Genomic DNA, 26,863 nt, shown 5'->3' with positions numbered 1-26,863 from the left:
GTCCGCCCGAGGGCGGCCCTGCTTACGAGCGGGTCGGCTTCGGGAGCTGGCCCGTGATCTTGGTGAGGAGGGCGTTCAGGGTGTCCCGCTCGGTGCTGCTGAGCGGGGCGAGGATCTCGTCCTCGGTTGCGGCCATGGCCTCGTCGAAACCGGAGATCAGGTCGATCCCGGCGCGGGTGGGGTAGACGCGCTTGACGCGGGCGTTGCCGCCCTCGCTGCGTCGTTCGATGAGCTCGCGGCGCTCGAGCCCCTGCAGGAGGCTCGACACGCTGGCCGGGCTCGTCCGGGTCATCGCGGCGATGTCCCGCTGGATGGATCCGGGGTTCTGCACGAGGAAACCGAGGGCGAAGCTCTGCTCGTGGCTGAGCCCGCGCTCCCGGATCCAGTCCTCGCCGGCCTTCCGCTGCGCCCAGCCGATCCAGCGGAGCAGCTGCAGGGAGGTCGTGTAGTCGAAGTCCGTCTCGTCCATGCTCAGAACTCTAACTGTTAGATCTCAAACAGTCAACCCTCGAACTATCGGATGTCTAGTGCCGCCGGAGAGGCCTCGCTACCGTGGGAGGACGAGGAGGGACCCATGACCGAGACGACCGAGCACCGCATCTTCCGCACCGCCTTCGCCGACATCTATCCGCACTACCTCGCCAAGGTGGAGCGGAAGGGCCACACCGAGGCCGAGTTGCATCAGGTGATCTCCTGGCTGACCGGCTACGACGACGACGCGCTCCAGCGCATCCTCTCCGAGCGCACCGACTTCCGCGCCTTCTTCGCCGACGCCCCCGCTCCAAACCCGAACGCCTCGCTGATCACCGGCCTGATCTGCGGCATCCGGGTCGAGGAGATCGACGATCCGCTCATGCAGAACATCCGCTACCTCGACAAGCTCGTCGACGAGGTCGCGCGGGGCAAGAAGATGACCTCGATCCTCCGGGCCTGACCTCGATCGTCGACGCCGCCTCGGGCCGGGCTGTGTTTCAATGAGAGGAGAGTGCGCTCCCCCGTTCGGGGGAGCGGTGAATGAGTAGTACGACGTCGGTCATCGAAGGGGATGCACGGTGACGGTTCCAGCACAGAACGGGTCGGGGCGCAGCGACCATCTCGAGTTCATCCGGCGCGCAGGCCAGACCACGCGGCGCGCGATCGCCGAGCACACCGGGCTCTCCCGGAGCGTCGTCGCTCAGGCGGTCTCCGAGCTCATCGCCCAGGGACTCGTGGTCGAGAGGCGCCTCGTGCAGGGCGCCCTCCGTTCGGCGCACGGCGCTCAGCGCGGGCGACCGACCGCCGTGCTCGAGCTCGCCGGCCAGAGCGGCGTCGTCGTCGCAGCCGACATCGGGCACCGGCACCTGACAGTCGCCGTCTGCGACCTGAAGGGGCGCGTGCTCGAGGAGACGCGCATCCCGTTCCCCGTCGACGACTCGGCGCGCGCCACCTTCCGCGAGCTCCACCGGCTCGTCGCCGCGTCGCTGACGCGCGCGGGCGTGGGTGCGACGGACGTCGCCGGCTTCGGCGTCTCGTTCCCCTTCCCGGTGACCAAACCAACCGGCATGGTCCTCGCCCCCGTCGCGCTCCTCGGCTGGCAGAACGTCTCCGCTGTCGAAGCGAGACCGCCGGGGCTGCCCGGGCCGATCGTGCACGACAACGACGCGAATTTCGGCGCCTGGGGCGAACGCATCCACGGCGGCTCACCCGAGCTCGACAACCTGCTCTACGTCAAGCTCGGACACGGCATCGGCTCGGGGGTGATCGTCGACGGGATGCTGCTGTCGGGCGCCCGGGGCACCAGCGGCGAGATGGGCCACATCCAGGTCGACCCGCACGGCGAGGTCTGCCGCTGCGGCCGTCGCGGATGCCTCGAGACGGTCGTCGCCGCGAGCCTGCCCGACCGCCGGCTCGCCGGCCTCCGCGTCGGCCGCGCGATCGCACAGCTGAGCGCGTTCGTCGACGCCGAGGTCGTCATCCTCGGCGGCCGTTTCGGGGCCTCGGACGGCGCCTTGATGGAGGGCGTGAAGGATGCGTTCGCCCGGTTCACGCCGGACAACGAGGATCCCAGCGGTGAGGGTGCCGGCGGAGCCGCTGAGGGGTCACCCCGCGTGCGCATCCAGGCTGCTGCGCTCGGCGAGCGCTCAGAACTCGTGGGCATCATCGACCGCACCCTCTCGGCCGCCTGGGCCTCCGGAGCGGGTCGATCCGCGACACGCCGGACCGGGGCGCATTCGTCCTGGGACCGGACGAATTCAGAGGTTGTACTGGAAGTTCCGTTCGATGCCGAACGGTTCGTCATGAAGGAGTGACAGTGCCCGCACCCGGCCCTCGGTCCGTTGCCATCCGTTTCCCCCGCCGCTCACTGCGCGGCATCGTCGCCACCGGAGTCGTCTCCGCGCTGATGGCGGCGTTCCTGGTCGTCGGCCAGTCGGCCGCCCAGTCCGCGGTCGCCGCGGAGCCCGACCTCGCGCTCACCGGCACGACCACCGCGTCGGCGTCGCAGAACGACAAGGACGGCAACTTCCCCGCGTCGAACGCCACCGACGGCAACGACGCCACCCGCTGGGCCAGCGGCAACGGTCCCGACTCGGACACGACCTTCACGGCGTCCCTCACCAGCGACCTCGGCTCGATCGCCACGGTCACCGGCGTCTCGATCTCGTGGGAGGCCGCCTACGCGGTCGCCTACGACGTGCAGGTCGCCTCCGCGAACCCGGGTGAGGAGGCCAGCTGGAGCACCGCGGCCTCGAAGACCGCGGGCGTCGGCGGCACCGAGCAGGTCGTCTTCGACGCCCCCGTCCAGGCCCGGTACGTGCGCCTGGCGATGCTGAAGCGTGCGGCCGCCACCTGGGAGGCACCGACGCTGCACTACTACGGCTACTCCGTGTACACCTTCGCGGTGCGCGGCACGGTCGCCGTGCCCACCGCCGGTTTCGACACGCAGGCCGTCGACGTGGCCGCCGGATCCGACGCGACCGTCGGTGTCTCGCTGAACAGCGTCTCGGACGCCGACCAGACGGTGCACGTCACCAGCTCGGACGCCTCCGCCACCGCGGGCACCGACTACACGGCCGTCGACCAGGTCGTGACCATCCCGGCCGGCCAGACCACCGCATCCGTCACCGTGCCCACCGTCTCGCACGGCGCACTGACGCCCGTCCGCACCTTCACGCTCGCTCTCACCGACCCCTCCGACGGCATCACCATCGGCTCGCGGAACACCGCCGTGGTGACCATCCGCCCGACCGGCGACCTGCCGAACGACGGCGCGACCACGGTGCTCCAGGGCTTCGAGTCCGGCGTCCCCGCCGACTACTCCACCTGGGCCAGCCGCGACGAGGTGAAGCCCGTGCTCTCGACCGTCGTCGACGACACCATCCCCGGCTCCCCGGTCGACAATCACGTGCTCGTCGCGACCGTATCGGGCGTGCCCACCGGCTCCGACTGGTTCGGCTTCACCAACGACACCGCCGCGCAGGACTGGTCGGCGTCGGACGGCTTCAGCTTCTGGTTCCTCGGCACTGGCAGCGGCAAGTCGCTCGGCTACGAGGTCAAGTCCGGCGGCCAGCTCTTCGACCGCACCGTCATCGACGACTCGACCGGATGGCGCCGGGTCAGCGTGCTGTTCACCGACCTCCGCGTGAAGAACGACCCGGCGAACCCGGCCCGCTTCACGCCCTCGGCCGCGACCGGCTTCGCCGTCACCCTCACCGGCCTCGGCGCGGGCACCTGGTCGTTCGACGATTTCGGCACCTTCGAGCGCGCGACCACCCTGGAGGACTTCCAGGGCACCGTGCCGCTCAGCACCTCCGCGAACCCCGTCGGCTTCTTCACCTGGGGTTCGTCGGAGAACCTGGCGACCATGTCCGTCACCTCACAGGAGCGCGGTGACGTGCCCGACAACAAGGTGCTCTCCGGCAGCTACCTGATCCCGGCCGGCGGCTACGCGGGCTTCAGCGACAACCTCGCCTCGTCACAGGACTGGAGCTCGTACCAGGGCCTCCGCTTCTGGTGGTACGCCTCGCAGGCGTCGAACCCCGCCTCGCCGACCGCCGGTGACGACATCAAGGTCGAGCTCAAGGACGGCGGGCCCGACGGCGAGCACTCCGAGCTCTGGACCGCGACCTTCAAGGACAACTGGGGCAGCTCGACGAGCCGCTGGAAGCTGGTCGAACTGCCGTTCAGCGCCTTCAAGATCGGCGACTACCAGCCCGGAAACGCCGCCACGAAGAACGGTACCCTCGACCTCACGAGCGCCTGGGGCTTCGCGATCACCTTCGCGCCCGGCAAGCCGACGAGCGCCAACTGGGCCGTCGACGACGTGCAGCTCTACGGCACCCCGGAGCAGGCGGCGAACCTGACGGTCACCACCTCGCAGGACGTCTACCTCCTCGACCCGGGCGCCACCGCGCAGGTCGGCGTGACCCTGACCACCTCGAACGGCGAGCCCCTCACCGGCCCCGTCGACGTGACCTACGGCCCCGGGACGGGCACCGCCGAGATCGGCACGCACGTCGCCGGCTTCGGCGGCACGCTCACCTTCGCCGCGGGAACCGAGTCCGGCACGACCCAGACCTTCGACGTCTCGGCGCTGGCGGCCGGCACCACGGGTGACCAGGCCCGGAGCATCCCGATCGTGCTCGACGCCGAGGGCGCGCAGCTCCCGGCGTCGGCGCCGAAGGTCGTGGTCAACGCCCACGGCCTGCCGTACCTCGACTCCTCGCTCCCCACGGCGACCAGGGTCGAAGACCTGATGAGCCGGATGAGCCTGGCCGAGAAGGTCGGCCAGATGGCGCAGGCCGAGCGGCTCGGACTCAAGACGCCGAGCCAGATCGCCGACCTCGGCCTCGGTTCGATCCTCTCGGGCGGCGGATCCACGCCCGCCCAGAACACGCCGGAAGCGTGGGCCGGGATGATCGACGGGTTCCAGAAGCAGGCGCTGTCGACCTCGCTCCAGATCCCGCTGCTCTACGGCGCGGACGCGGTGCACGGCCACAGCAACGTGCTCGACGCGACGATCTTCCCGCACAACATCGGACTCGGCGCGACCCGCGACCCCGCCCTCGTGCAGACGCTGGCCGAGGACACCGCGATCGAGACCAAGACCACCGGTGTGAACTGGGCGTTCGCCCCGTGCCTGTGCGTCAGCCGCGACGAGCGCTGGGGCCGCACCTACGAGTCGTTCGGTGAGGACCCGGCGCTGGTCACCACCTTCTCGGCGGCCAACACGGTCGGCCTCCAGGGCGACGACCCGGCCGACAAGTCGGCGGCCGACGAGGTGCTCGCCACGGCGAAGCACTGGGTCGGTGACGGCGGCACGACCTACGACCCGTCCAAGGCCGGCAACGGCTACCCGATCGACCAGGGGCTCACCGAGTCGCCGTCGCTCGAGCAGTTCATGACGACCTACGTCGACCCGTACATCCCCTCGATCGACGCGGGGGTCGGCAGCATCATGCCGTCGTACTCGGGTGTCGACATCGGCGGCACGGGCGACGTCCGGATGCACGAGAACACCGCGCTGAACACGACCCTGCTGAAGCAGCAGCTCGGGTTCGACGGGTTCCTCATCAGCGACTGGGAGGGCATCGACAAGCTGCCCGGCGGCACCTACGCCGAGAAGGCGGTCCGCTCGGTGAACTCGGGGCTGGACATGGCCATGGCGCCGTACAACTTCCCGGCGTTCATCACCAGCATCTCGGACGCGGTCACCACGACCAAGACGGTCTCGCAGGACCGCGTGGACGACGCGGTGCGCCGCATCCTGACGCAGAAGTTCGAGCTCGGCCTGTTCGAGCATCCCTTCACCGACCGCAGCCTCGCCGACGAGTTCGGCGGAGCGGCCCACCGGGCCGACGCCCGCCAGGCCGCGGCCGAGTCGCAGGTGCTGCTGAAGAACGACGACGTGCTCCCGCTCGCGAAGGACGCCCGCGTCTACGTCGCCGGCTCGAACGCCGACGACCTGGGCAACCAGATGGGCGGCTGGACGATCTCGTGGCAGGGCGGTTCAGGCCCCACCGCGACGACCGGGACCACCATCCTCCAGGGCATGCAGCAGGTGGCTCCGGATGCGACGATCACCTACTCGAAGGACGCCTCGGCCCCGATGACCGGCAGCGACGTCGGCGTCGTGGTCGTCGGCGAGACGCCCTACGCGGAAGGCCAGGGCGACGTCGGCAACAACGGGCACAGCCTGTCGCTGACGGCGAGCGACCGGGCCGCGATCGACACGGTCTGCGGTGCGATGAAGTGCGTGGTGCTGGTCGTCGCCGGCCGCACCCAGCTCGTCACCGACCAGCTCGGGGAGATCTCGGGTCTCGTGGCCTCCTTCCTTCCCGGAAGCGAGGGCGCCGGTGTCGCCGACACGCTGTTCGGCGCCACGCCGTTCACGGGTCGTCTGCCCCTGACCTGGCCGGCCTCGGCCGAGCAGGTGCCGATCAACGTCGGAGACACCGACTACCAGCCGCTGTACGCCTACGGCTGGGGTGAGCGGACCGACTCGCCGCTGGCGCGACTGACCGCTCTGGCCGGCACGCTGGCCGAGGGCTCGGCCGGGCGGGCCGCGGTGGACGCGCTCGTCGCGGCTCCGGTCTGGGATGCGGCGGGCTCGGTGCTCGACACCGACCAGGCGCGAGCCACGGTCGCGCAGCTGGCGGCGAACGCCGCGGCCGCCCTCACCGGCCCCGCAGCGTCGACGCTGTCGGCGACCTCCGCGGTCACCCTCGCGGTGGCGGCCCCCGTCACCCTCACCGGAGTCGACGCCCCGACGCTCGCCGCGGCGGACGACGTGGTCTCGGTGGTGCGTGACCTGGCCCAGGCGGCCATGGTGTCCGGCACGACGGCGACCGGCGACGCTTCCGCCGCGGTCACCGCGGACGCGGAGCACGCCCTCCTCAGCGGGGACTCGCTCACCGCCGTGCGGCTGCTCGCCTCGGTCTTCGGCGTCACCGTCGTCGACCCGGCGCCGGGCACCGACCCCGGGACCGACCCCGGGACGGGCGTCGACCCTGGCACCGGGAACGGCGACGGGACCGGCAACGGAACGGGCACAGGCACCGGCAACGGCACCGGCTCGGGCTCCTCGTCCGCAGCCGGCACGGGCTCCGGCCTCGCGATGACGGGCAGCCAGGCGATGGTCGGCCTGCTGGGCGCCCTGCTGCTGCTCGGTGTCGGAGGCGGGCTCATCGTGGCCCGGCGCCGCCGCCGGCTGGAGGTCTAGCCGAGACCGGGATGCGGCGGGGCAGGTCTGCGGATCCGCCCCGCCGCATCCCCGTTTCACAGCACGGACTCGACGGTGCGCGTCAGGTGAGAGGCCTGAGGCGCACCGTCAGTGCGTGGATGCGGCGCACCAGCAGCACGAAGGCGTTGTCGTACGCCTCGGGGGTGTCGACGGGCGCGGGGTCCGGGATCGACCAGTGCAGGTCGTCACGGCCTTCCAGCAGTTCATGCGCGCTGTCGCAGACGGTGATGACCAGATCGTGCTCGGAGAGCACCTGATCGATGTGGCGCGGGCTCGTCGTGGCGTCGATGTGCAGGCCGTGGCGGGTCGCCGCGGCGATTGCCCCCGGCCTCACCGACGTTCCCGGCGCGACGCCGGCCGAGGCGGTGGGAATCCCACTGGAGTCGCGCCAGATCGCCTCGGCGAGCTGGGACCGCGCGGAGTTCGCGGTGCAGACGAACACCACCCGCTCGGGGACGTCGACGCCGCGCGGCGTGAGGGTGTCGAAGACCTCGGGGTGCAGGGAGATGTAGCTCCGCCGCTTGTCCGACTCCGAACGGGCGCGCGAGATGATCTGCGCCTTCTCCAGCACGCGGAGGTGATGCGCGACCAGGTTCGACCGGAGTCCGAGCAGATTCTCGATCTCGGAGGAGGAGAGATCGCCCAGCGTGAGCAGGTCGACGATCCTCAACCGGGTCGGATCCGCCAGCGCAGCGAAGACCTCCACTCGACGCTTCAGCTCGGTCATCGCGGACTTCCTTCGATCGGACGGATCGGATCAACTCAATCGCTATTGACTCAATCATGGTAGGCATGGTCGGAGACGGCACGCAGTCCCGGTGAGGATCAGACGATTCTCAGCAGGCTGCAGTCGGCACCGCGAACCGTTCGCGGTGCGAGAGGAGAGCACATCATGGGTATCGGTACAGGCATCGGCCTGTTCGTGGTCGGAGCCATCCTGGCGTTCGCCGTGAACGTCGACCTGGGCGGCTACATCAACCTGTCCCTCATCGGGTACATCCTGATGGGCGCCGGAGTGGTCGTCTTCCTGATCAGCCTCATCTTCGTGCTCCGTCGTCGTCAGACGACGGCCACCACCCGCACCGCGGTCGACCCGGCCAGCGGTGAGCAGGTCACGCGGAGCACCCGCGACAGCAACGACCCGCTCGTCTGATCCCTCTCAATTCCCTGCAACAAAGGAGAAACACAGTGAACATCCTTCTCGTCATCATCGCCGTCATCGCGATCATCCTGCTGTTCACGGGCGGCTTCGTCTCGTCGCTGAACTTCCTGCTCTGGGTCGGGATCATCCTCCTGGCGATCGCCGTGATCGTCTTCCTGGTGCGTCTGCTCACCGGAAACCGTCGCGTCTAGCACGCGCCTGTAACAGAAAGAGGCCCAGGGGTTCGCCCCTGGGCCTCTTTCGTGTCTGCGGCTCGTGTCTCCGGCTTGCGGCGGTGCTACCGGTCGAAGCGCGCCCCGGCCGGGTTCGGCGTGAGCGCCGCCATCACGAGCAGCACGATCCCGCCGACGGGCACGAGGCCGATGAGGATCCACCAGGCTGGGAGGTTCACGTCGTGCAGCCGACGGGCGAACAGCGCCAGGTTCGGGATGATCGTGGCCAGGGCCCACAGACCCCACAGGATGAATACGACGACCGCCCCGGCGCTCGGGGTCGCGTAGGTCTGGTCCATCTGCATCCCGTAGCCGCCGGTGGCGAAGGCGAGGATGTTGAAGACGATGTTCACCAGCAGGTTGACCAGCCACCACCACCAGAACTCGGCCCGGCCGGCACGCCCGGTGAAGGTGGCGTACTTCTTCCAGAACCGGGAGACGGCCGCACCGAACGGGGCGTCGTAGTAGGGCGCGTCGAGCGGGACGGCGGTGGCGGGCTGAGCGGGAACGGTCACGATGGGGCCTCTCGGGGTCCGGACGGAATCGGCAACGCTGCCGACTGTAGCGCGGTGCTCCCAGGGCCTGACAAGCCCCCGATCGGGTGGCGGACACCGGCACCTCCGAGTGGGTAGGGTGCCGGCGCTCCGGCCTAGTCCTTCTGGTGCGAGAGGGAGCTGCTCGAGGGGTTCACGTAGACCGATTCGGACGGTTCGGGGTCGGGCTGGCCCGCGTTCGTCTTGTCCTTGCCCTCGTAGAACGCGGCGTCGGCGCGCTCCTGGGCGTCACGGCCGTCGGCCTTCTCGTCCTCGCTCGCCTCGTCGGCGCCGCTCATGATCGGTCGGTGCTGAACGGTGTCGCCGTCCACCTCGCGGGTCACGCTGTCGTCTCGCGTGACATCGTCGGAGGTGTTCTCGGTCGTGCTCTCGTCGCGCGTGCTGTCATCGGTCATGTTCGCGACACTAGCCCCGATTCCTGGATCGCGCTTCCCTCGGCGCACCGGCATCCTGCACGCCCCGCGAGGTCTCCGAGAGACCGCCGTGGTTCGGGGCGACGTGCGCCAGGATGCGCGCCCACTGGGTCGCGATCACCAGCGCCCCGCCGGAGGAGACGCGCACCACCCGAGCCTTGGGCAGTCGCTTGCGGTACCAATAACCGTCATAGCGGTCGACGTAGGTCATGTCGTCGGCGTAGATCAGCCGCACGTCGGCGGTGACCGAGCCGAGCTCGCGCGCCCAGGAGTGGTCGCGCAGGGCGCGCCGGTCGGCGGCGGCGCCCGCATCGCCTTGCACGGCGGCCTCGGCCAGCATCCGGTCGAGCCGGTTGCGGAGGCCGGGGCGCTCGAGCCGCGGGTCGTCGCCCGGGATCCCGAGGGCCTCCACGTCGAACGGAGGGAGGGCCTGGGTCGCTGGATCGAACGTGAAGCCGTGCGGGGCCGCGGTCTGCACGGTGGCCACCCGGTCGACGAGCTCGGGATGCCGCGCGGCGAGCGAGAGGGCGACCATGCCCCCGGTTCCCCAGCCGACGACCCCGGCCGCGCCCAGCACGGTGCCGTTGGAGCGCTGTGCGTCCTGCCGGGAGGAGGTGAGGTAGGCGGCGAGGTCGTCCGCGCGGTCCTGGATGCTCGGACGGTCGCGCGTGCCGCCCTCGGTCGCGGAGTCGCGGACCCGGGTGCTGGTGTCGATTCCCGGGCCGGTGGTGCCGACGGGCGGGGTCGACCCGTAGCCCGGCCGGTCGAGCGAGACCAGGTGCACGCCCCACGGGTCGGTGACCATCGGATCGGGGTCGAACATGCCCGCGCCCGGTGTGGGGAGGCAGAACAGCACGAGCCGGGTCGCGAGCGGGTCGCCGGTCGCGGAGAGTCCGACGACGTCGCCGGAGGGGAGGGTGGTCAGCTGGTTGGCCATGCGATCCGTCCTACCGCTCTGCCGGCAGATCGGCGACGTCGATCAGCACCTTGCCGGTCACGCCCTGCTCCACGGCGTCGTGGGCGGCCGCGGTGTCCTCGAGGGCGAACCGGATGAGCGGCAGACCCGCCTCGGTGCCCACCGGCAGCGCGCCGTCGGCGAGGGCCGCCGTGATGTCCTCGGCGGCGGTGCTCAGCGCCTCGGCGCCCACGGTGTAGAGCAGCAGGAACTGGTAGCGGGCGTTGATGGCGAAGTGGGCCCGCACATCCAGAGTCATGGTGTCGCCGCCGTCGTTGGCGTAGACGGCGATGCTGCCGTGGTTCGCGAGCACGGCCGCATCCAGCTCGGCGTTCTTCGAGGGCGAGACCTCGACCACCAGGTCGACTCCGTCGGGGGCGGCGGTGCGGATGACCTCGGCGGCATTCTCCTCGCGGTAGTTCACGACGATGTCGGCGCCGGCGGAGGCCGCGGAGGCGGCTTTCTCGGCGGAGGAGACGGTCGTGACGACGGTTGCTCCCGCCCAGTGGGCGAGTTGGATGGCGGCGTGACCGACGGCGCCGGCCCCGCCTGCGACGAGCACCGTCCGGCCCTCGAGGGCGCCAGGGGAGAGTCGCGCCGGACCGCCCTCGTGCACGGTGAGGGCGCGATGGGCGGTCATCGCGGGCACGCCCATCGAGGCGCCCTGGTCGAACGAGACGCCCTCGGGCAGCTTCACGACCCGCTCAGCGGGCACCACGGTGAACTCCTGCGCGGTGCCGGTCGGGCGCTGGTAGGCGGAGAGGAAGAGCCAGACGCGGTCGCCCGGTACCACCGAGGTCACGCCCGCGCCGACCGCGTCCACGACGCCCGCGCCGTCCTGGTTCGGGGTGCGGTCGCCGGTCTCCCCGGCGCCGGTGCCGCCGCCGGACCGGTTCTTCCAGTCGGTCGGGTTGACCGCCGAGACGGCGATGCGCACCCGCACCTCGCCGGCGGCGGGCTCGGGCACGGGCCGCTCCTCGAGCCGCAGCACCTCGGATGAACCGTTCTCGGAGTACACGATCGCTCTCATGCTTCCAGTGAACCCCCGGTCGGGTGCTGCCCGCTAGGCGATCCGGTCGTCGCGGTCCGCGGCGCGGATCGGGGCGATCTCGCCGGCCAAGGCATCCAGGGAGAGTCCGAGGGCGGAAGCGAGTGCGGCGACGACGCCGAAGGCCGGGCTCGGCAGCCGGCCGGTCTCGATCTTCCGGAGCGTCTCAGGGGAGATGCCCGCCTGCATCGCGACCTCGGCGAGCGGTCGTTCGCCCCGGGAGCGGCGGAGGGTCTCGCCGAGGCGCCTGCCGGCCTCGAGCTGCTCGGGCGTGAGGGGAGCGCGGACCATCATGAGTGCCTCCTGGGGCTGGGCCTGGGCCTGGGCATGGCTTCGGGGAACGGTATTATTATACCGACATGATCGAACTGCACACCCCCGCCGAGATCGACCGGATGCGCGCGGCCGGCGCCTTCGTGCGGCGAACCCTGGACGAATTGGCCGCGCGGGCCGCCGTGGGGGTCAACCTGCTCGACCTCGAGGCCGACGCCCGGAGGAGGGTCGCCGACCGCGGAGCCGTCTCCTGCTACTGGGACTACGCGCCCTCCTTCGGCAACGGCCCGTTCCGCAACGTGATCTGCCTCTCGGTGAACGACGCCGCCCAGCACGGGATGCCCCACGACTACGTGCTCCGAGACGGGGACGTGCTGAGCCTGGACTTCGCCGTCTCGGTCGACGGCTGGGTGGCGGATGCGGCGGTGACGGTCGTGGTGGGGCGGCCCGACCCCGACGACCTCCGCCTCATCCGGTCGACCGAAGAGGCTCTCGAGGCCGGGATCGCCGCCGCCACGCCGGGCAACCGGATCGGCGACATCTCGGCGGCGATCGGTGCGGTCGCCGCGGCGTACGGGTACCCGGTCAACCACGATTTCGGCGGACACGGGGTCGGGCGGACCATGCACGGCGACCTGTTCATCTGCAACGACGGGCGCGCGGGACGGGGCTACCGCATCCGCCCCGGGATGGTCTTCGCCCTCGAGCCGTGGTGGGCGAAGACCACCGCCCGCCTTCGAACGGATGCGGACGGCTGGACGCTGCGATCGGCCGACGGAAGCCGCGCGGCGCACACCGAGCACACTCTGGCCGTGACGGAGGACGGACCGCTCGTGCTGACGGCGTGACTGCCTGAATCAGCGGTCGGGCGGTCGCGCGGTCAGGCGGCCAGGGCGAATGCGGTGGCGGCGGGCGCTGCGGGCATGGCGGGGGCCGTCTGCAGCGACGAGACCTCGAGCACCGTCGGCGTGAGGCGCGCGGCGGCGCCTCTCGTCAGGTCGACGAGGGACAGGTCGAGGGCGGTGCCCAGGGCGGCGAGGATCTCGCTCGAGGCCTCCTTGAAGCCGCGCTCGATCTCGGAGAGGTACTGAGGCGAGACCCGGGCCCGGGTAGCGACCCGGCGGAGCGACTCGCCGCGGGTCTGCCGCACGGTGCGGAGCTCGTCGCCCACGACCTCGCGCCAGAGGCGCTCGGGCCGTGCGGCGGGGGCGACGGCGGTCTGGGCGTCGGTGATGCCGGCGGCAGTAGCGGTGTCGGCGGACGAGGAGGCGGGCGCGGGGCTCATGGCCCCAGTCAACCGGGGGAACGACCGCGGGGGCACGTGGTTCCGCTCACAGCAGACACGTGCCCCCGGGGCCGGTGGTGGTTCGGCGACTAGCCGCGAGCACCCCGCGGCGAGACGGGAGCCGTCTCCGACTTCGTCGTGATCGGGTCGCAGGTCTGCAGCTGATCCAGCGCCGGCGTCGCGAGCGAGGCGGGACCGCCGACCAGGTACACGTCCGTCGCACCGATGTCCTGGATGTCGCCGTAGACCACGTTCGGGAGGCACTCCTTCGACGACAGGTAGATCGGAGAGTTGAACGTGCGGGTCACCGGGCCGGCAGACAGGGCGTCGGGGAAGGTCTCGCCCGAGGCGACGAAGACGCTGTCTGTCCCGCCGAAGAACTGGTAGGCCACGGCGACCGAGGTCGCGTAGCGGTTCTCACCGCTCAGCCGGAAGGTGGCCTTGTCGCCGGGGACGAGCGCGTGGATAGCCGCGAGCGTGTCGTCGGAGATGGACGACTTTCCGCCGATCACGGCCGCCTCTTCGAACCCGAACCGGCTGATCAGCTGCGAGGTCGGGCCGTCGAGCCCGGTCGGCGGCACGAGGATGACCGGAGCGTCGATGTGGACGCCGGCCGGTCCGGCCGAGAGGGCGTCGGCGAAGTTCGCGCCCGAGGCGAACAGCCCGGTGGTGACCCCGCAGGTCGTGGCCCCGGGGTCAGGGCAGAAGGCCTCTTCGGCGATCTTGCGCGAGGTCTCGTACCGGTCGACACCGGCGATCCGCGTCGTGGCCCCCGGTGCGTACTGGGCGATCTGCTCGTAGGTGGCCTCCGAGATGGAGTTCACGCCACCCACCACCACGATGCGCGCCGGCTTGAGCTCTTCGAGCTGGTCGGCGGCCTGCTCGATCAGCGAGTCGCCCGGCGTGATCACGATCGCGCCGCCGACCGATCCGGCGGCCGGCACGGCCGACAGCGCGTCCGGGTAGGAGTAGGCGTTCGCGACGTAGACCACCGGCGGCGCCGGAACATCCTCGCTCGAGAAGATCGAGTTGAGGATCTGGTTGGTCTCGAAGCGGTTGGCTCCGTCGATGCGGTAGGTCGTCGGCTGGTCTGCCGGTGCCGGCGCCGATTCGGCGGCCCCGGCGGCGAGAGCCGGAGACCCTGCGACGATGACGGCTGTGGTCAGAAGTGCGAGCGCGCTGCGCCTGATCATGTGTCCCCCCATGGGATTCGCGCCGACACTCGTTGGCGGCGCGCGCTCAGCGTAGCAGCGGGTTGAGGTGCTCCCAGACCAGCTCGGGGCGGCTGAGGAAGGGGTGGTGGCCGGTCGCCAGATCGGCCCGGTGGGTGGCCCGTTCGGCGTGCCGGCGCTGCAGTTCCAGCGAGGTGCTGCGGTCCTCGGTGCAGACCAGGTAGGTCGAGTCGACACCGGACCAGCCGGCGGCGGTCGTGGGGGTCACGAAGGCGGCCGCCGCCTGCTCGGTGACCCGCTCCCAGGCCTGCCGCTGGATGCCGGGTTCCGCATCCTGCAGGAAGCGCGCGGCGAAGGCAGGCTCGTCCAGCCCGGCGAGCGCGAGGGTGCCGTCGCCCGCATCCCGGACCGCGACCGGGTCGGGCTCGGCACCCATGATCGCGGCCTGCGACTGCCCGAGCTCGGGCAGGTACGACGAGATCAGCACGAGGTGGGCGATGGCAGGATGCACGCCCGCCTCGGCGATCACGGTTCCGCCATAGGAGTGGCCGACCACGACGGCCCGGCCGTCGGCGCCTTCGTGTCCGCCGCTGCCGCTGTCGCCATCGGTGCCCGCATTCGCGGCGATCTCGTCGAGGGCCGCCCGGAGCGCGGCCGCATCCTCGACCAGTCCGCCCTCGGAGGCCGGCGACCCCGTCTCCCCGCACGAGGGCAGCGCGAGGGCGCGACTCCGGATGCCCGTGCGCTCCTCGATCAGCCGGGCGGTGGGCTCCCACCACCACGCACCGTCGCGGACCAGGGCACCGTGCACGAAGATCAGTTCCATGGCCCGAGCCTAGGTTCCGCGGGTCGTTTCCGGAGGGCTCGTCTGCTCAGGGCAGCCGGAATTCCGGCCGCCTGCAGGCTCGCTCAGGAGAACGGCTCAGCAGACCGGCTCAGCAGACCCGCTCAGTAGGCCTGCTGGATCGCGGCGGCGACGGCCCCGACGTCCTCGTTCGCCCCGAGCACCCCCGCCGCATCGGCCGAGAAGCCCTGGTTCATCATGATCGTGAAGGCCAGCCTCCGGCCGCCCGCCGTCTCCATGACCCCGCCGAGCGTCTTCGTGATCAGCCGGAAGCGGGCGTTGAACTCGTCGTAGCCGAGCAGCGTGCCGGTCTTCGCGAAGACGTGCCCGGCCGCCGGGCTCTCCGTCTGCACGACGGCCAGCGAGCCGTCGACGCCGAGCACCGGAAGGGTGGCCTTCCACGCCTCGGCATCGGGCCGCGCGGCCATGATCGACTGGATCTGGACCGCGTTCTCCGGGGTGATCACGTTGCCGGAGAGTCCTGAGCCGTCGATCAGGGAGGCACCCGTGACGTCGAGCCCGGCGGCGGCCCAGATGTCGTGGGCCTGGGCCATCCCGTCGTCGCAGTCGGTGCTGCCTGCTGCGGCCGCGAGGCGGCAGACCAGGGTCTGGGCGCCCCGGTTGTAACTGATCTTCATCACGTAGGTGACCTCCTCACCGAGCGGCAGCGAGACCAGCTCGGCGACGGAGGGGAGCGCCGCGACCGCGGCCGTCTCGGGGAGGGTGGTCTCCGGGTTCGGCGCGACCGGATCCGCCGAGACCGTCACCCCGGCCCGGCCCAGCGCCTCGATGAACGCCGTCCGCGCGAAGCGGGCCGGGTCGGCGAAGGCGTAGACCTTCAGCTGCGCTTCGCTGTCGGCGGCGATCGTGCCGCTCACCCGGATCGTGCCGTCCGCGTCCGCCACCGGAGCCGTAATGCTCGTCGGGCCGCCCGCCTCGACGGTCTGCACGTCCGAGACGATCGTCCACGGCGCCACGACCGGGCTGAGGGTCGCGGCGGCCGGCTGGCCGATCGCACCCGGGGTCACCACGACGTCGATCAGGTTCTGGTTGACGATGATCGGCGTGATCGGCTGCTCGTCGAGCGACCCCTCGAAGAGCCGGTCGTCGACCACGACGTCACCCTGCACGGCCGTGATACCGGAGGCCTTGACCTGCGCCGCGAGGTCGTCGAGGCCCGCGAGGGGATCCTCGGGCGTGAGGGTGGCGCCGGGAAGCGGGTTCGCGTCGTTGTGGTCGAGGTCGGTGTAGTCGACCGTGCCGTCGGGCTTCGTGCGGCCGCCCAGCGTCAGATCGCCGGCGCCGACCAGCACGAGGTCGCCGGTGAGCGTGCCGTCCTGCACCGTGCCGGTGCTCTTCACCGGGGTGGTGACGGTGCTCTCCGGGCCCCACTTCACCCACGCGGCACCCGCGCTGTAGGTCTTCACGAACGAGCCGGGCTCGGCCATCCGGTCGCCGTCGAGGTCGATCAGCACCTCGCCGGTGTCGAGATCCGCGACCGAGATGAGCCAGCGGCCGTTCGCGTACTGGGGCTGGTTCATCACCGGCAGCGCTGCATCCGGGAGGCCGGGCACGGACGAGTAGGCGACCGGGGCGCCGGTCGGGGAAGACGGGGTCGCGGGGGAGCCCGCGACGCATCCCGTCGTCAGTGCGACCGCGGATGCGGCCACGAGCACGCCTGCCGCGCGCAGGCCCACCGCGTGCAGGCCCGCCGTGCGCAGATCGACCGCGCGCACATCGAGCGCGCGCAGGCCCGCGATCGCTGCCGTCAGGCGGGCCCCGAGGTGGTTCTGCATTCGTGCCGCCTTCCGCGGTGTCCGCCCGCGGTCGCCCGGTCGGCCGGAATGGGATCGGCACCGGAGTGGCGGTCTGCTCAGCGTGGCGGTTCCGGGCGCGGCGTGCAAGCGCCCGCCGATGCCGGGGTCCAGCGGTGTGTGCGCGGGCGGATGACGCGGCCCCTCCCGTGCCCTACCTTTGACCCAGGGACGACGTGCCCGGGCACGTGACCCGGCCACCGCATCCCGGGGGAGACCGAGCCGGGCGGCAGGCGGTCGACGAGCCGAAGGGGGCGCGGATGGCGAAGCCGTCGGACAACCGGCGCACGGCGCACGGCCGCCCGCGTGATCTGGCCGCCGAGGCCCAGAACCACGCCGAGGTGCGGGCGACCTTCGTCAAGAACGCGCTGACCCGGCTGCCCCTCATCGGCGCCCTGGTCATCACGATCAACCTGTTCGTGCAGGTGCGCGGCGACATCGGGCTCGCGGTTGCCGTGGCCCAGAACCTCACCTTCGGCGGACTCCTGGTCGTCGTGCTGCTGAACCTCGCGGTCTACATCATGATCGGCGTGACGGTCGCGGCGATGCCCCTGGTGTTCGACCCCGAGTACAACTTCTGGACCAGGGTCGTCGGCGGTGCGGTGCTCCTGCTGCTCGCCGCCGTGCTGGCCAACACCGCGTCCTGGCTCCTGCTGGTGGGCCTCTTCGTCGTGTTCGTCGTGATCGCCGTCATCGTGCTTCGCGGCCGCCGCCGGCCGCCGGTGCTGCACAGCCCGGAGAGCGTCCGCGAGGCCTTGCTGGAACCGGCGCCCCCGGTGGATACCGGACTGCGCTCGCTCTGGGCATCCGGTCGCGCCATGCTGCGGGTGGTCTCACCCGCGCCCCTGCCGGTCACCCCCGCCGAGGCCGAGATCGTGCCGCCGCCCGAGCCGATGACCTTCGCCACGGTCGCGGACGCGTGGAACGAGCGCAACGCGGCGATCCGGGATCCGCGTTCGAAGTCGGTCACCCGGCTGGCCTTCGCCGGGATCATCGGGTTCATCGCCCTGTTCGGGTTCAACATCCTGACCGAGCCGATCCGCTTCGCACCGCTGGAGCTCGTCTCGATCAACGGCTCGGATCCGCTGCCCGGCTTCGTGCTGCTCCAGGGATCGCAGGGCGTCTTCATCCCCGATCACCAGGGGCGGGCTCAGTTCATCACCGCGAGCGAAGTCACCTGGCGTGCCCTCTGCGACGACCCGCCGACCTGGTGGACCATGTCGATCCTGGACGTCGTGTCGCCACAGGAGCGCAGCGGGGTGGACTGCGACTAGTCGCGCAGCTCGAGGTAGCGCGCGATCAGCGACTTCGTCGAGGAGTCCTGCGCATCCAGGGCCGCCTGGTCGCCGTCGACGGCGGGAGCGATCTGCAGCGCCAGCTGCTTGCCGAGCTCGACGCCCCACTGGTCGAACGAGTCGATGCCCCAGATCGTGCCCTCGGTGAACACGATGTGCTCGTAGAGGGCGATCAGCTGCCCGACGACGCTCGGCGTCAGGGCCGGCGCCAGGATCGAGGTCGTCGGCCGGTTGCCCGGGAAGACCCGAGCCTCGACCACGTTCTCGGCGGTGCCCTCGGCCCGCACCTCCTCGGCGGTCTTGCCGAAGGCGAGCGCCTTGGTCTGGGCGAAGAAGTTCGCCAGGAACAGCGAGTGCACGTCGGCGCCGGGCTTTACGGCGTGGCCGTCGCCCGTCTCGTCCTTCAGCGGATGCGCGGGGTTGGCCACCGCGATGAAGTCGGCCGGGATCAGGCGAGTGCCCTGGTGGATCAGCTGGTAGAACGCGTGCTGGCCGTTGGTGCCCGGCTCGCCCCAGAAGATCTCGCCGGTGTCGGTGGTGACGGGGGAGCCGTCCCAGCGCACGCGCTTGCCGTTGGACTCCATCGTGAGCTGCTGGAGGTAGGCGGGGAAGCGGTGCAGGTACTGCGCGTACGGCAGCACCGCGTGGCTCTGGGCCTTGAGGAAGTTGGTGTACCAGACGTTCAGCAGCCCCATCAGCACCGGGACGTTCTTCTCCAGCGGCGTGGTGCGCATGTGCTCGTCGATGGCGTGGAAGCCGGCCAGGAAGTCGCGGAAGCCGTCGGGCCCGATCGCGATGGCGACCGAGGTGCCGATCGCGGAGTCGACCGAGTACCGGCCGCCCACCCAGTCCCAGAACCCGAACGCGTTCTCGGGGTCGATGCCGAACGCGGCGACCTTGTCGAGCGCGGTCGAGACGGCGACGAAGTGCTTGGCGACCGCATCGGTGCGCGACTGCTCGCCCTCGGGGGTCTGGTCGGTGCTGACCGCTCCGGATGCGCCGAGGCGCTCCCACAGCCACTGCCGGGCGAGGCGGGCGTTGGTCAGGGTCTCGAGAGTGCCGAAGGTCTTCGACGCCACGATGAACAGGGTGGTCTCGGGGTCGAGATCGGCGGTCTTCTCGTAGATGTCCGAGGGATCGATGTTCGACACGAAGCGGCACTCCAAGCCCGCCTGCACGTAGGGCTTCAGGGCCTCGTAGACCATGACGGGCCCGAGGTCCGAGCCGCCGATGCCGATGTTCACGACCGTCTCGATGCGCTTGCCGGTCACGCCGACCCAGCTGCCGTCGCGCACCTTGTCGGCGAACGCGAACACCTTGTCGAGGGTTCCGTGCACCTCGGCGTCGATGTCGGCGCCGTCGACGACGAAGCCCGCCGGCGGCTCGAGGTCGGTGCCGGTCTGCGGGCCCCCGTCGGGGCGGCGGAGCGCGGTGTGCAGCACCGCGCGGTCTTCGGTGACGTTGATGTGCTCGCCGGAGATCATGGCCCGGTAGCGCTCGGCGACCCCGGCATCCTGGGCCAGCGTCAGCAGGTGCCCGAGGATCTCCTCGGTCACCAGGTTCTTCGACAGGTCGACCGTGAGGTCGGCCGCCTGGAAGGTGTACGTCTCGGCGCGGCCGGCGTCGGCGGCGAACCAGCCGCGCAGGTCCGGCTCGAAGCCGGTGGCGATGCCCTCGAGCGCCTTCCAGGCGTCGGTTGCGGTCGGGTCGATGGGCGCCGATTCGGCCATGCTCACTCCTGTGGTCTCGTCCCAGGCATCCGGCCGTCGCGGCCTGATGCGCTCACCTGTCGAACTTACCCGCTGGGGGTGGCGGCCGCTTCCGTCAAAAGGACAGGGTGCGGGCGATGAGGCCTGCCGACACGTGGGACATCGACAGCTCGTGCGAGCGCGCGTAGTCGCGGATGACGGCGAACGCGGCTTCTGGCGAGATCGAGCGCATCTGCGCGACGACGCCCTTGGCCTGCTCGATCACGACGCGGGTGCGCAGAGCGTTCCGCAGGTTCTCGCGGACCGTGCGGGTCTCGCGGAGCGACCTCTCCTGCACGATGCCGAGCGTCGCGACATCGGCGAGTGCGCGGGCGGCGACGAGTTCGCGCTGGGCGAGATCGCCGGGGGTGTCGCGGAGCAGGTTGAAGGTGCCGATCGTCAGGTCCTGGAGCCGGAGGGGCACGGCGTGCACGCTCCGGAACCCGAGCTCGGAGGCGACGAGGCTGAAGGGGGCCCAGTCGACGGGTGCGGGGGGCTCGTCGTCGACCGAGACGATCCTGCCGCTGACGAAGCTCTCGATGCAGGGCCCGGTCTCGGCCGAGATCTGGAGGGCCGTGACCAGCGAACCCGACTCGCTCGTCGAGGCGACCAGTTCGAGCGTGTCGTCGTCGTCGGCGAGCATGATGCCGGCGGCGGTGGCGTCCAGCACGGAGCGGGAACGGTCGACGAGCGTCTGGAGCAGGTCGACGACGTCGTAGCCCGCGACGAGTGTCTCGGTGAGGAGTGCGAAGGTCTGCAGCAGCTCGTCGTCGGGGTGCTGGGTCTGCTCGTCCGTCACCGTCGCTCCTCGATTCCGGCCGGGCCGGTCTGGAAGGCCAGATGGCCGCTGATGATGTCGTCGGCGACGCTCATCATCGAACGTCCGGTCGCGAAGGCGTGGCCCTGGATGACGAGGGTCGCCTCCTCGGCCGGGATGTCGAGCTGGGCGAGCACCATGCCGGTGGCCTGGTGGATCGTGCGGCGGGAGTGCTTCGTCGCCTCCATCGGCTCATCCGTGGGAGCCGCGACCGCGATCCGGAGCACCGCCCGGGCGACCAGGCCGGCCAGGCGTGACGCCTGCTGCGTGTGCTCGCGGCTGAGATCCGTGGGTTCCGACGCGTAGAGGTCGATCGCGCCGATCCGCAGATGGCCCACGGTCATCGGGAAGGCGAAGAGCGCGCCGACCTCGCGGCGGTCGAGGGCGCGCGAGAAGACCGGCCAGCGTTCGTTCTGCGTCGTCCACAGGTCAGGCTCAAGCACGGGGCGGCCGGTGTTCAGCGCATCCCAGCACGGGCCCTCGCCGAGGTCGAACTGCAGTTCGTCGAGGCGGGCGGCGACGTCGTCGGTGGCGGAGAGCGTCTCGTTGCCCAAGAACTCGCCGATCGTCGACACGGCGGCGCCGGAGACCGGGAACAGGCGTGTCAGCGAGGCGGCGACGCCGTTCACGGAATCGACCGGTGCGGACAGTGCTTCGACGGTCTCGTCGTATCCGTCGCGTTGCACCCGATCCGTCCGTTCCCCGGCCCGGGAGGCGGAGGGCCGTTCACGCCCATCGTACGGGGTCGCGGGTCGCGACGTTACTCTGGCCCGGTGGGTGACGAGGCGGTGCGTGGCGAGGCGGGCGGATCCTTTGTGAGGTCCGCCCGGGATGCGGGGGCTGCTTCGTCGCACCCCGTCCCGCGTCCGGCGCCGCGGGATACGGCCGGTGTGCCGCTCCGGGCTCGATCTGACGCGTGGCGGCGGATCATGGAGGGCGAGGCGCCCGAACGGGTGTCCGCCTTCTGGCCCGCGTTCGGGCGGGCGGTCGAGGTCGACGGGGAGGCGTTCCGCGAGGTGACGTTCGTGACGGAGGTGGTGACGGGGCCGGCTCCAGTGCAGGGGCAGGGGCCGGGTCCGTCTCCCGCGGTCGCGATCGTGCTCAACGGCATCACGGACGGCCACCGCGCCGACCTCACCGGGGCGTTGCTCGACGAGGTGCCCGGCAGCCCCATCCGCGTGATCGACTACCTGCTGCCCGATGACCTCGTGCTCAGCTACGGCTTCGTCAGCGAACCATGGCTCGACCGGGAGTCCGGAGCGACCTGGAGGGGATGGTTCCGCATCCAGGATGCGCTGGTGCCGGATGCGCGCAACCCGCGCCGACTGCCCACCCAGTTCGGTCGCCTGGCGTCGGTACTCGTGGGGCCGGCGGGTGCGGTGCATCCGGCGTGGGAGTGGCCGGCCCGGGAGCCATCGGCGCGCAGGGACGACCTGCCCGCCGCTCAGGAGCTGCCGCTCGGCGGCGAGTTCGCGGGGCGCTCTGCGGTCGTGCTGCCGTGGGGGAGGCCCGGTGAGGTCGTGCTGCTGTTCGACGGGGAGGAGTGGGAGCGGATCGGGATCCGGCCGGCTCTGGCGCGGCTGTCCGCATCCGTCGAGGGCTCAGACGGCTCGACAGACGCCGGTGGCGCTGACGGACGCGGCGATGGGGACGAGGACGGCGAGGCCGGGTGGGCCGCGGACGGAGCGGTCGTGCTCGTGCCGTCGGGGACGGTCGAGGAGCGCTGGGCCGTGCTCCCGCATCCCGAGCGGGCGGCGGCGCTCGCCGAGGCCGTGCTCGACGCGCTGGCGGGTCACCGGGGTCGGGGTGGTCACCGTCCCGACCCCGAGCAGACGATCATCGCCGGCCAGAGTTTCGGCGGGCTCGCGGCAGCGGCGGTCGTCGCCCTGCGCCCCGACCTCGCCACCACGGCGATCGTGCAGTCGGGTTCCTTCGAGTTCGCGGCCGACCTGGAGCTTGAGGCGTGGGGATCCGAGCCGGGCGACCTCTTCGTCCGCCTCGCGGCGCTCGCCGGAACGGACGCCCTTCGCGGTCGTCGCTTCCTCGTGCAGTCCGGCACCGAGGAGGCCGGGGTAGCCGCGCTGTCCGACGCTTTCGCGGCTGCGGCACTCGCTGCCGGCGCGACCGTCACCACGCGCATCCACGCCGGCGGCCACGACTACGCCTGGTGGCGCACGGCCCTCTTCGCGGCCCTCACTCCCGCCGTCGCCGACGCCAGACCCTGACTCCGCGAGCGACCGGCGGTCAGACGGTGCGGGCGACGGCCTCGCCGAGGGCGGCGATGGCCGGCTCGTCGCGGCGGTAGTGCGACCACTGACCGATCCGGGTGCAGGTGACCAGTCCGGCACGCTGGAGGATCGCCATGAACTGCGACGCCGTGGACTGCGAGATGCCGGCGCGGGCCTGGATGTGCTTGAGGCACACCCCGACCTCGGTCGCGGGGCGGTCCTGCGGTGGGAAGGACTCGGGCTCCTTGAGCCACTCGAGGATCGCCAGTCGGGTCGGATGCCCGAGCGCCTTGAAGACCGTCACGAGGTCGGCTTCCGCGGTCGCATCCGTCATACGGACACGATATCGCAATATCGCGATATTGCTTTCTTCCGATGAACCGTGCGACAGTACATCGGTGAATTGCGATGTAGCGAAGGAGGCGGACATGGCTCCGAGGACAGCACTGGTGATCGGCGCGCGGGGGGTGATCGGGGGGAACCTGATCGACCACCTCCGGGAGAGCGGGGGATGGGACGTCATCGGGGTGTCGCGGCGAGGCGGCACCGACGAGGGGCGGGTGCGCCACCTGGCCGTCGACCTGCTCGACCGTGACGCGACCGCGGAGGCCTTCGCCGCATCCCGTGCGGTCGCCGAGGTGACCCATGTCTTCTACGCCGCCTACCAGGAGCGCCCGACCTGGGCCGGCCTCGTCGCCCCCAACCTCGGGATGCTCACGAACGTCGTCGACGCCGTCGAGCCGGTCGCACCGCGGCTCGAGCACATCAGCCTCATGCAGGGATACAAGGTCTACGGCGCCCATCTCGGTCCGTTCGCGACACCGGCGAAGGAGTCGGACCCGCCTCACATGCCACCGGAGTTCAACGTCGACCAGCAGCAGCTCCTCGAGCGGCGGCAGGCCGGCGCCGCCTGGTCGTGGTCGGCGATCCGCCCGTCGGTCGTGGCGGGCATCGGTCTCGGCAACCCGATGAACCTCGCGCTGGTGATCGCGGTGTACGCCTCGATCAGCAAGGAGCTCGGCATCCCGCTGCGCTTTCCCGGAGCGCCCGGGGCGTACACGAGCCTGATCGAGATGACGGACGCCGGGCTCCTCGCCGAGGCGACGGTCTGGGCCGCGACGACCGACGTCGCGCAGAACCAGGCCTTCAACATCACGAACGGCGACCTGTTCCGCTGGTCGTCGATGTGGCCGAAGATCGCGGCGTTCTTCGAGCTCGAGGTGGCCCCGCCGCTCCCGATGGCGCTCACCGAGGTGATGGCCGACAAGGAGGGCCTGTGGGATGCGATGGTCGCTCGGCACGGCCTGGCGCCGACCCCGTACTCCGACGTCTCGTCCTGGGCTTTCGGCGACTTCGTCTTCCGCTGGGACTACGACGTGATCGCGGACGGCTCGAAGGCGCGTCGCGCCGGCTTCCACTCCTACGTCGAGACGGAGGAGATGTTCCTCCGCATCTTCACCGACCTCCGCGCCGGCCGCCTGATCCCCTGACCGCCTGAGCCCCCGGTCTGTCTGTCCGTCCGTCCCCGTCCCGGCTCCCGCCCCCGACTGTCCTCGACCCGTCAGTTGTTGTCGCTATCCGCCTGGTTTAGCGACAACAACTGACGGGTCGAGGGCAGGCGGCGACGTGGAACGTGGTCGCGAAGCGGTCGAGCAGCTCGCTCCGGCCGTGCAGTACCTCCACCACCCCGGCCGAGATGGCTCGGTCGGGCGCCAGCTCACCGGTGATCAGCTGCCGGATGCCCGCACCCGTCTCGGTCGAGAAGACCAGGTCGGTCGGGAAGGCCAGGTCGGTCGGGAAGGCCAGGTCGGTCGGGAAGGCCGGATCAGGCGGGAAGGACAGATCCACGGGGCCGAGCCGGCCCAGCCGGCCCGCCCCGCTCGTCACGTCCAGCGTCGAACCCCGCACCCGGATGAGCAGATCCGCCCCGGCGAGCCGGGCCCCGTACGCCGTCGGCGGCAGCTCGAGCGCGACCTGGGGGCGGAACGCTGACCGCAGATCCATCGTCATCGAGTCGGCCGTCACGACCTGCTCGTCCCGCGGATCGCCCATCGCCTTGATGCCCCACGCGCCCAACGCGAGCACGACCGGCTCGAGCTCGCGGCCGTATGGTGTCAGCTCGTAGAGGATGACGCGGGAGCGCGGCGCCCGACGGATGATCCCCGCCGCCTGCAGTTCCTTCAGCCGGGCCGCCAGGATGTTGCTCGGGATGCGGTGCAGCCCCGCGGCGAGCTCGCCGTAGCGCCGGGGCCCGACGAGCAGGTCCCGCACGATCAGCAGGGCCCAGCGCTCGCCGACGAGCTCCATGGCCCGGGTGATCCCCGAGTACTGCCCGTAGTCGCGCGCCGCCATCCCGTGCTCGCCCCCTCCCTTGCCAGTCCGCCCAGCCCAGTCCGCCCGGTCAGCCCTGCTGGGCCGCGAACGCCTCGGGGCCCTGCTCGGCCGCGACCGGATCCATCCAGCCTAACTCGAGCACGTTGCCGTCGGGGTCGGTCAGCTGCCGCTGGTACATGAAGCCGTAGTCCGAGGCCGGCTGGGCCTCGGTGCCGCCCGTGGCCAGGCCGTTCGCCACCGTAGCGTCGACCTCGTCGCGGCTGTCGAGGAAGATCGCGGTCGTGACCGAGACCTCCTTCGACGGGTCGCCGATCGGGCGTTCGCTGAAGGTCTGGAAGTACTCGCGCGTCAGCAGCATGAACGCGTTGTGATCGGGATCGACCACGATGCAGGCCGCGTTGTGGTCGGTGAACTGGGGGTTCACGGTGAAGCCGATCGCTGTGTAGAACGTTTTCGCGCGGTCGAGATCGGTCACCGGCAGGTTGACGAACATCATGGGCATAGCGGTCTCCCTCGGAGGTTTCAGGGTCCGGATGTGGACGCTGTACACACACTTGCAAAAAACAAGTAGTGCGTCAAGGGTGAATGTGGCGCACGCCGAGCTTCGACTCAGAGGATCGCCGTGAGCACCCCGCCGTCGGCACGGAGGGCGGCACCGTTGGTCGCCGAGGACAGGGGGCTGGCGAGGTACGCGACCAGGTTCGCGATCTCGTCCGGGTCGATGAACCGCTCGAGCAGGGAGGTGCGGTTGCCGCCGATGATCGCCGCCTTGAGGTCGGCGGCGGCCAAGCCCTGCAACGCGGCCAGGCCCTCGACGGTCGCGGCCACGCCGTCGGAGTAGGTGGGGCCACCCAGGACGGTGTTGACGGTCACCTCGGAGCCACGAGTCAGTTTGGCAAGGCCGTTCGCGAGAGCGATCATGGCCGCCTTGGTCACGCCGTACGGGATCATGTCGGCCGGCACGTTCACGCCCGATTCGCTGCCGACGAAGACGATCCGTCCGCGACCGCGTTCGAGCATCCGGGGGAGGAGGGCGCGCGAGAGCCGCACGCCGCTCATCAGGTTCACCTGGAGGTAGCGCATCCATTCGTCGTCGTCGATGCCGTCGAACGGTGCCAGGTCGAAGAGGCCGACGTTGTTGACGAGGATGCCGACGGGGCCGAGCCCGTCGGGCGCGTCGAGCCGGCCGAGCTGATCCGTCAGCCGGTCGACCTCGGCCGGGACGGCGAAGTCGGCGGCGACACCTTCGACCGAGGCGCCGGGGAACTCGTCGAGAAGCCGCCCGACCGCCGTCCGGACGCGCTCCTCCGTGCGCCCGTTGATCACGACGGCCGCTCCTTCCCGCAACAGGGCCTGTGCGATCGCGAACCCGATGCCCTGGGTCGAACCGCTGATGAAAGCCCGTTCCGTCGAAAGGCGCAGATCCATGAGAACTCCTTCAAGTACTTGCTCAGTCAACTAAAGAGTAGGCATGGAAACTTGCTCAGTCA

General features: G+C 70.9%; 27 protein-coding genes. 9 read left to right on the top strand and 18 right to left on the bottom strand.

What is annotated here, in order from left to right:
• Positions 1–22 precede the first annotated feature (22 nt).
• Positions 23–469 carry a MarR family winged helix-turn-helix transcriptional regulator gene (locus HSO01S_RS02475; RefSeq protein WP_066038967.1) on the bottom strand — a complete coding sequence of 149 codons (447 nt, stop codon included), beginning with the start codon at positions 467–469 and terminating at the stop codon, positions 23–25.
• A 105-nt stretch (positions 470–574) separates the two neighbouring features.
• On the opposite strand from HSO01S_RS02475, the gene HSO01S_RS02470 reads away from it, so the two are divergent.
• From HSO01S_RS02470 to HSO01S_RS02460, 3 genes are all read left to right on the top strand, one after another.
• The gene (locus tag HSO01S_RS02470) at positions 575–934 is read left to right on the top strand and encodes a DUF2200 domain-containing protein (RefSeq protein ID WP_066038966.1); all 360 of its coding nucleotides are present in this window, start codon (positions 575–577) and stop codon (positions 932–934) included.
• A 118-nt stretch (positions 935–1,052) separates the two neighbouring features.
• Positions 1,053–2,288, top strand: a complete 1,236-nt coding sequence (locus tag HSO01S_RS02465; protein WP_066038965.1) for an ROK family transcriptional regulator — start codon at positions 1,053–1,055, stop codon at positions 2,286–2,288.
• Positions 2,289–2,290: 2 nt separating this feature from the next.
• Entirely contained in the window at positions 2,291–7,198 is a 4,908-nt protein-coding gene (locus tag HSO01S_RS02460) for a glycoside hydrolase family 3 N-terminal domain-containing protein (RefSeq protein ID WP_066038964.1), read from the top strand.
• 82 nt (positions 7,199–7,280) lie between these two features.
• Here the strand turns inward: HSO01S_RS02460 and HSO01S_RS02455 are convergent, their stop codons facing one another.
• The gene (locus HSO01S_RS02455; RefSeq protein ID WP_066038963.1) at positions 7,281–7,946 is read right to left on the bottom strand and encodes a metalloregulator ArsR/SmtB family transcription factor; all 666 of its coding nucleotides are present in this window, start codon (positions 7,944–7,946) and stop codon (positions 7,281–7,283) included.
• 165 nt (positions 7,947–8,111) lie between these two features.
• Here HSO01S_RS02455 and HSO01S_RS02450 point away from each other — a divergent pair, with 165 nt between their 5' ends.
• Both HSO01S_RS02450 and HSO01S_RS18955 read left to right on the top strand, forming a co-directional pair.
• Entirely contained in the window at positions 8,112–8,372 is a 261-nt protein-coding gene (locus tag HSO01S_RS02450) for a DUF6458 family protein (RefSeq protein WP_066038962.1), read from the top strand.
• Between the two features lie 35 nt (positions 8,373–8,407).
• Positions 8,408–8,572: a hypothetical protein gene (locus HSO01S_RS18955; protein WP_169799915.1), complete on the top strand. Its 165-nt coding sequence runs from the start codon at positions 8,408–8,410 to the stop codon at positions 8,570–8,572.
• Positions 8,573–8,658: 86 nt separating this feature from the next.
• Here HSO01S_RS18955 and HSO01S_RS02445 read toward each other — a convergent pair whose 3' ends face one another.
• The 5 genes from HSO01S_RS02445 to HSO01S_RS02425 all read right to left on the bottom strand — a co-directional run bounded on the left by HSO01S_RS02445 (position 8,659) and on the right by HSO01S_RS02425 (position 11,857).
• Positions 8,659–9,108 (bottom strand): DUF805 domain-containing protein, encoded by a 450-nt coding sequence (locus HSO01S_RS02445; RefSeq protein WP_245635854.1) that lies wholly within the window; start codon positions 9,106–9,108, stop codon positions 8,659–8,661.
• A 134-nt stretch (positions 9,109–9,242) separates the two neighbouring features.
• A complete protein-coding gene (locus HSO01S_RS02440; protein WP_066038960.1) occupies positions 9,243–9,542 on the bottom strand; it encodes a hypothetical protein in 300 nt (99 codons plus the stop codon).
• A gap of 10 nt (positions 9,543–9,552) precedes the next feature.
• Positions 9,553–10,497 (bottom strand): alpha/beta fold hydrolase, encoded by a 945-nt coding sequence (locus HSO01S_RS02435; RefSeq protein WP_066038959.1) that lies wholly within the window; start codon positions 10,495–10,497, stop codon positions 9,553–9,555.
• Positions 10,498–10,507: 10 nt separating this feature from the next.
• The gene (locus tag HSO01S_RS02430; RefSeq protein WP_066038958.1) at positions 10,508–11,545 is read right to left on the bottom strand and encodes an NADPH:quinone reductase; all 1,038 of its coding nucleotides are present in this window, start codon (positions 11,543–11,545) and stop codon (positions 10,508–10,510) included.
• Between the two features lie 33 nt (positions 11,546–11,578).
• Positions 11,579–11,857 (bottom strand): helix-turn-helix domain-containing protein, encoded by a 279-nt coding sequence (locus HSO01S_RS02425; protein WP_373280198.1) that lies wholly within the window; start codon positions 11,855–11,857, stop codon positions 11,579–11,581.
• Between the two features lie 65 nt (positions 11,858–11,922).
• On the opposite strand from HSO01S_RS02425, the gene map reads away from it, so the two are divergent.
• Entirely contained in the window at positions 11,923–12,684 is a 762-nt protein-coding gene (gene map / locus HSO01S_RS02420) for a type I methionyl aminopeptidase (protein WP_066038957.1), read from the top strand.
• A 32-nt stretch (positions 12,685–12,716) separates the two neighbouring features.
• Here map and HSO01S_RS02415 read toward each other — a convergent pair whose 3' ends face one another.
• From HSO01S_RS02415 to dacB, 4 genes are all read right to left on the bottom strand, one after another.
• A complete protein-coding gene (locus tag HSO01S_RS02415; protein ID WP_084361222.1) occupies positions 12,717–13,121 on the bottom strand; it encodes a helix-turn-helix domain-containing protein in 405 nt (134 codons plus the stop codon).
• Between the two features lie 89 nt (positions 13,122–13,210).
• Positions 13,211–14,314: a cell wall-binding repeat-containing protein gene (locus HSO01S_RS02410; RefSeq protein WP_066038956.1), complete on the bottom strand. Its 1,104-nt coding sequence runs from the start codon at positions 14,312–14,314 to the stop codon at positions 13,211–13,213.
• A 46-nt stretch (positions 14,315–14,360) separates the two neighbouring features.
• Positions 14,361–15,119, bottom strand: coding sequence for an alpha/beta hydrolase (locus HSO01S_RS02405; RefSeq protein ID WP_066038955.1), 759 nt, complete (start codon positions 15,117–15,119; stop codon positions 14,361–14,363).
• Between the two features lie 122 nt (positions 15,120–15,241).
• Positions 15,242–16,933, bottom strand: a complete 1,692-nt coding sequence (dacB, locus tag HSO01S_RS02400; RefSeq protein WP_084361221.1) for a D-alanyl-D-alanine carboxypeptidase/D-alanyl-D-alanine endopeptidase — start codon at positions 16,931–16,933, stop codon at positions 15,242–15,244.
• A gap of 278 nt (positions 16,934–17,211) precedes the next feature.
• Between dacB and HSO01S_RS02395 the strand changes: the two genes are divergently transcribed.
• Positions 17,212–18,225 (top strand): hypothetical protein, encoded by a 1,014-nt coding sequence (locus HSO01S_RS02395; RefSeq protein WP_066038954.1) that lies wholly within the window; start codon positions 17,212–17,214, stop codon positions 18,223–18,225.
• Here the strand turns inward: HSO01S_RS02395 and pgi are convergent.
• The 3 genes from pgi to HSO01S_RS18950 form a co-directional block, all read right to left on the bottom strand.
• Positions 18,222–19,976 (bottom strand): glucose-6-phosphate isomerase, encoded by a 1,755-nt coding sequence (pgi, locus tag HSO01S_RS02390; RefSeq protein WP_066038953.1) that lies wholly within the window; start codon positions 19,974–19,976, stop codon positions 18,222–18,224. The two genes, HSO01S_RS02395 and pgi, sit on opposite strands and share 4 nt — an antisense overlap.
• A gap of 94 nt (positions 19,977–20,070) precedes the next feature.
• Positions 20,071–20,793: a GAF and ANTAR domain-containing protein gene (locus HSO01S_RS02385; protein WP_245635853.1), complete on the bottom strand. Its 723-nt coding sequence runs from the start codon at positions 20,791–20,793 to the stop codon at positions 20,071–20,073.
• The gene (locus tag HSO01S_RS18950; RefSeq protein ID WP_066038952.1) at positions 20,790–21,497 is read right to left on the bottom strand and encodes a GAF and ANTAR domain-containing protein; all 708 of its coding nucleotides are present in this window, start codon (positions 21,495–21,497) and stop codon (positions 20,790–20,792) included. Before HSO01S_RS18950 ends, HSO01S_RS02385 begins: the two co-directional genes overlap by 4 nt.
• Before the next feature lie 267 nt (positions 21,498–21,764).
• On the opposite strand from HSO01S_RS18950, the gene HSO01S_RS02375 reads away from it, so the two are divergent.
• Positions 21,765–23,036 carry an enterochelin esterase domain-containing protein gene (locus HSO01S_RS02375; RefSeq protein ID WP_084361219.1) on the top strand — a complete coding sequence of 424 codons (1,272 nt, stop codon included), beginning with the start codon at positions 21,765–21,767 and terminating at the stop codon, positions 23,034–23,036.
• A 19-nt stretch (positions 23,037–23,055) separates the two neighbouring features.
• Here HSO01S_RS02375 and HSO01S_RS02370 read toward each other — a convergent pair whose 3' ends face one another.
• Positions 23,056–23,373 (bottom strand): ArsR/SmtB family transcription factor, encoded by a 318-nt coding sequence (locus HSO01S_RS02370; RefSeq protein ID WP_066038950.1) that lies wholly within the window; start codon positions 23,371–23,373, stop codon positions 23,056–23,058.
• 94 nt (positions 23,374–23,467) lie between these two features.
• Here HSO01S_RS02370 and HSO01S_RS02365 point away from each other — a divergent pair, with 94 nt between their 5' ends.
• On the top strand, positions 23,468–24,529 hold the full coding sequence (locus HSO01S_RS02365) for an SDR family oxidoreductase (RefSeq protein WP_066038949.1): 1,062 nt from the start codon (positions 23,468–23,470) through the stop codon (positions 24,527–24,529).
• Positions 24,530–24,626: 97 nt separating this feature from the next.
• Here the strand turns inward: HSO01S_RS02365 and HSO01S_RS02360 are convergent, their stop codons facing one another.
• From HSO01S_RS02360 to HSO01S_RS02350, 3 genes are all read right to left on the bottom strand, one after another.
• On the bottom strand, positions 24,627–25,391 hold the full coding sequence (locus HSO01S_RS02360) for a winged helix-turn-helix transcriptional regulator (RefSeq protein ID WP_066038948.1): 765 nt from the start codon (positions 25,389–25,391) through the stop codon (positions 24,627–24,629).
• Positions 25,392–25,440: 49 nt separating this feature from the next.
• Complete coding sequence (locus HSO01S_RS02355) at positions 25,441–25,875, bottom strand: VOC family protein (RefSeq protein ID WP_066038947.1); 435 nt, start codon at positions 25,873–25,875, stop codon at positions 25,441–25,443.
• Positions 25,876–25,982: 107 nt separating this feature from the next.
• Complete coding sequence (locus HSO01S_RS02350; RefSeq protein ID WP_066038946.1) at positions 25,983–26,801, bottom strand: SDR family NAD(P)-dependent oxidoreductase; 819 nt, start codon at positions 26,799–26,801, stop codon at positions 25,983–25,985.
• Between the last annotated feature and the right edge of the window lie 62 nt (positions 26,802–26,863).

The organism is Herbiconiux solani NBRC 106740 (assembly GCF_001571005.1).
In the GTDB taxonomy this organism is placed as follows: Bacteria; Actinomycetota; Actinomycetes; order Actinomycetales; family Microbacteriaceae; genus Herbiconiux; species Herbiconiux solani.
Note: the sequence above shows the minus strand (reverse complement) of the source record. Positions and strands in the feature narration are given on the sequence as shown.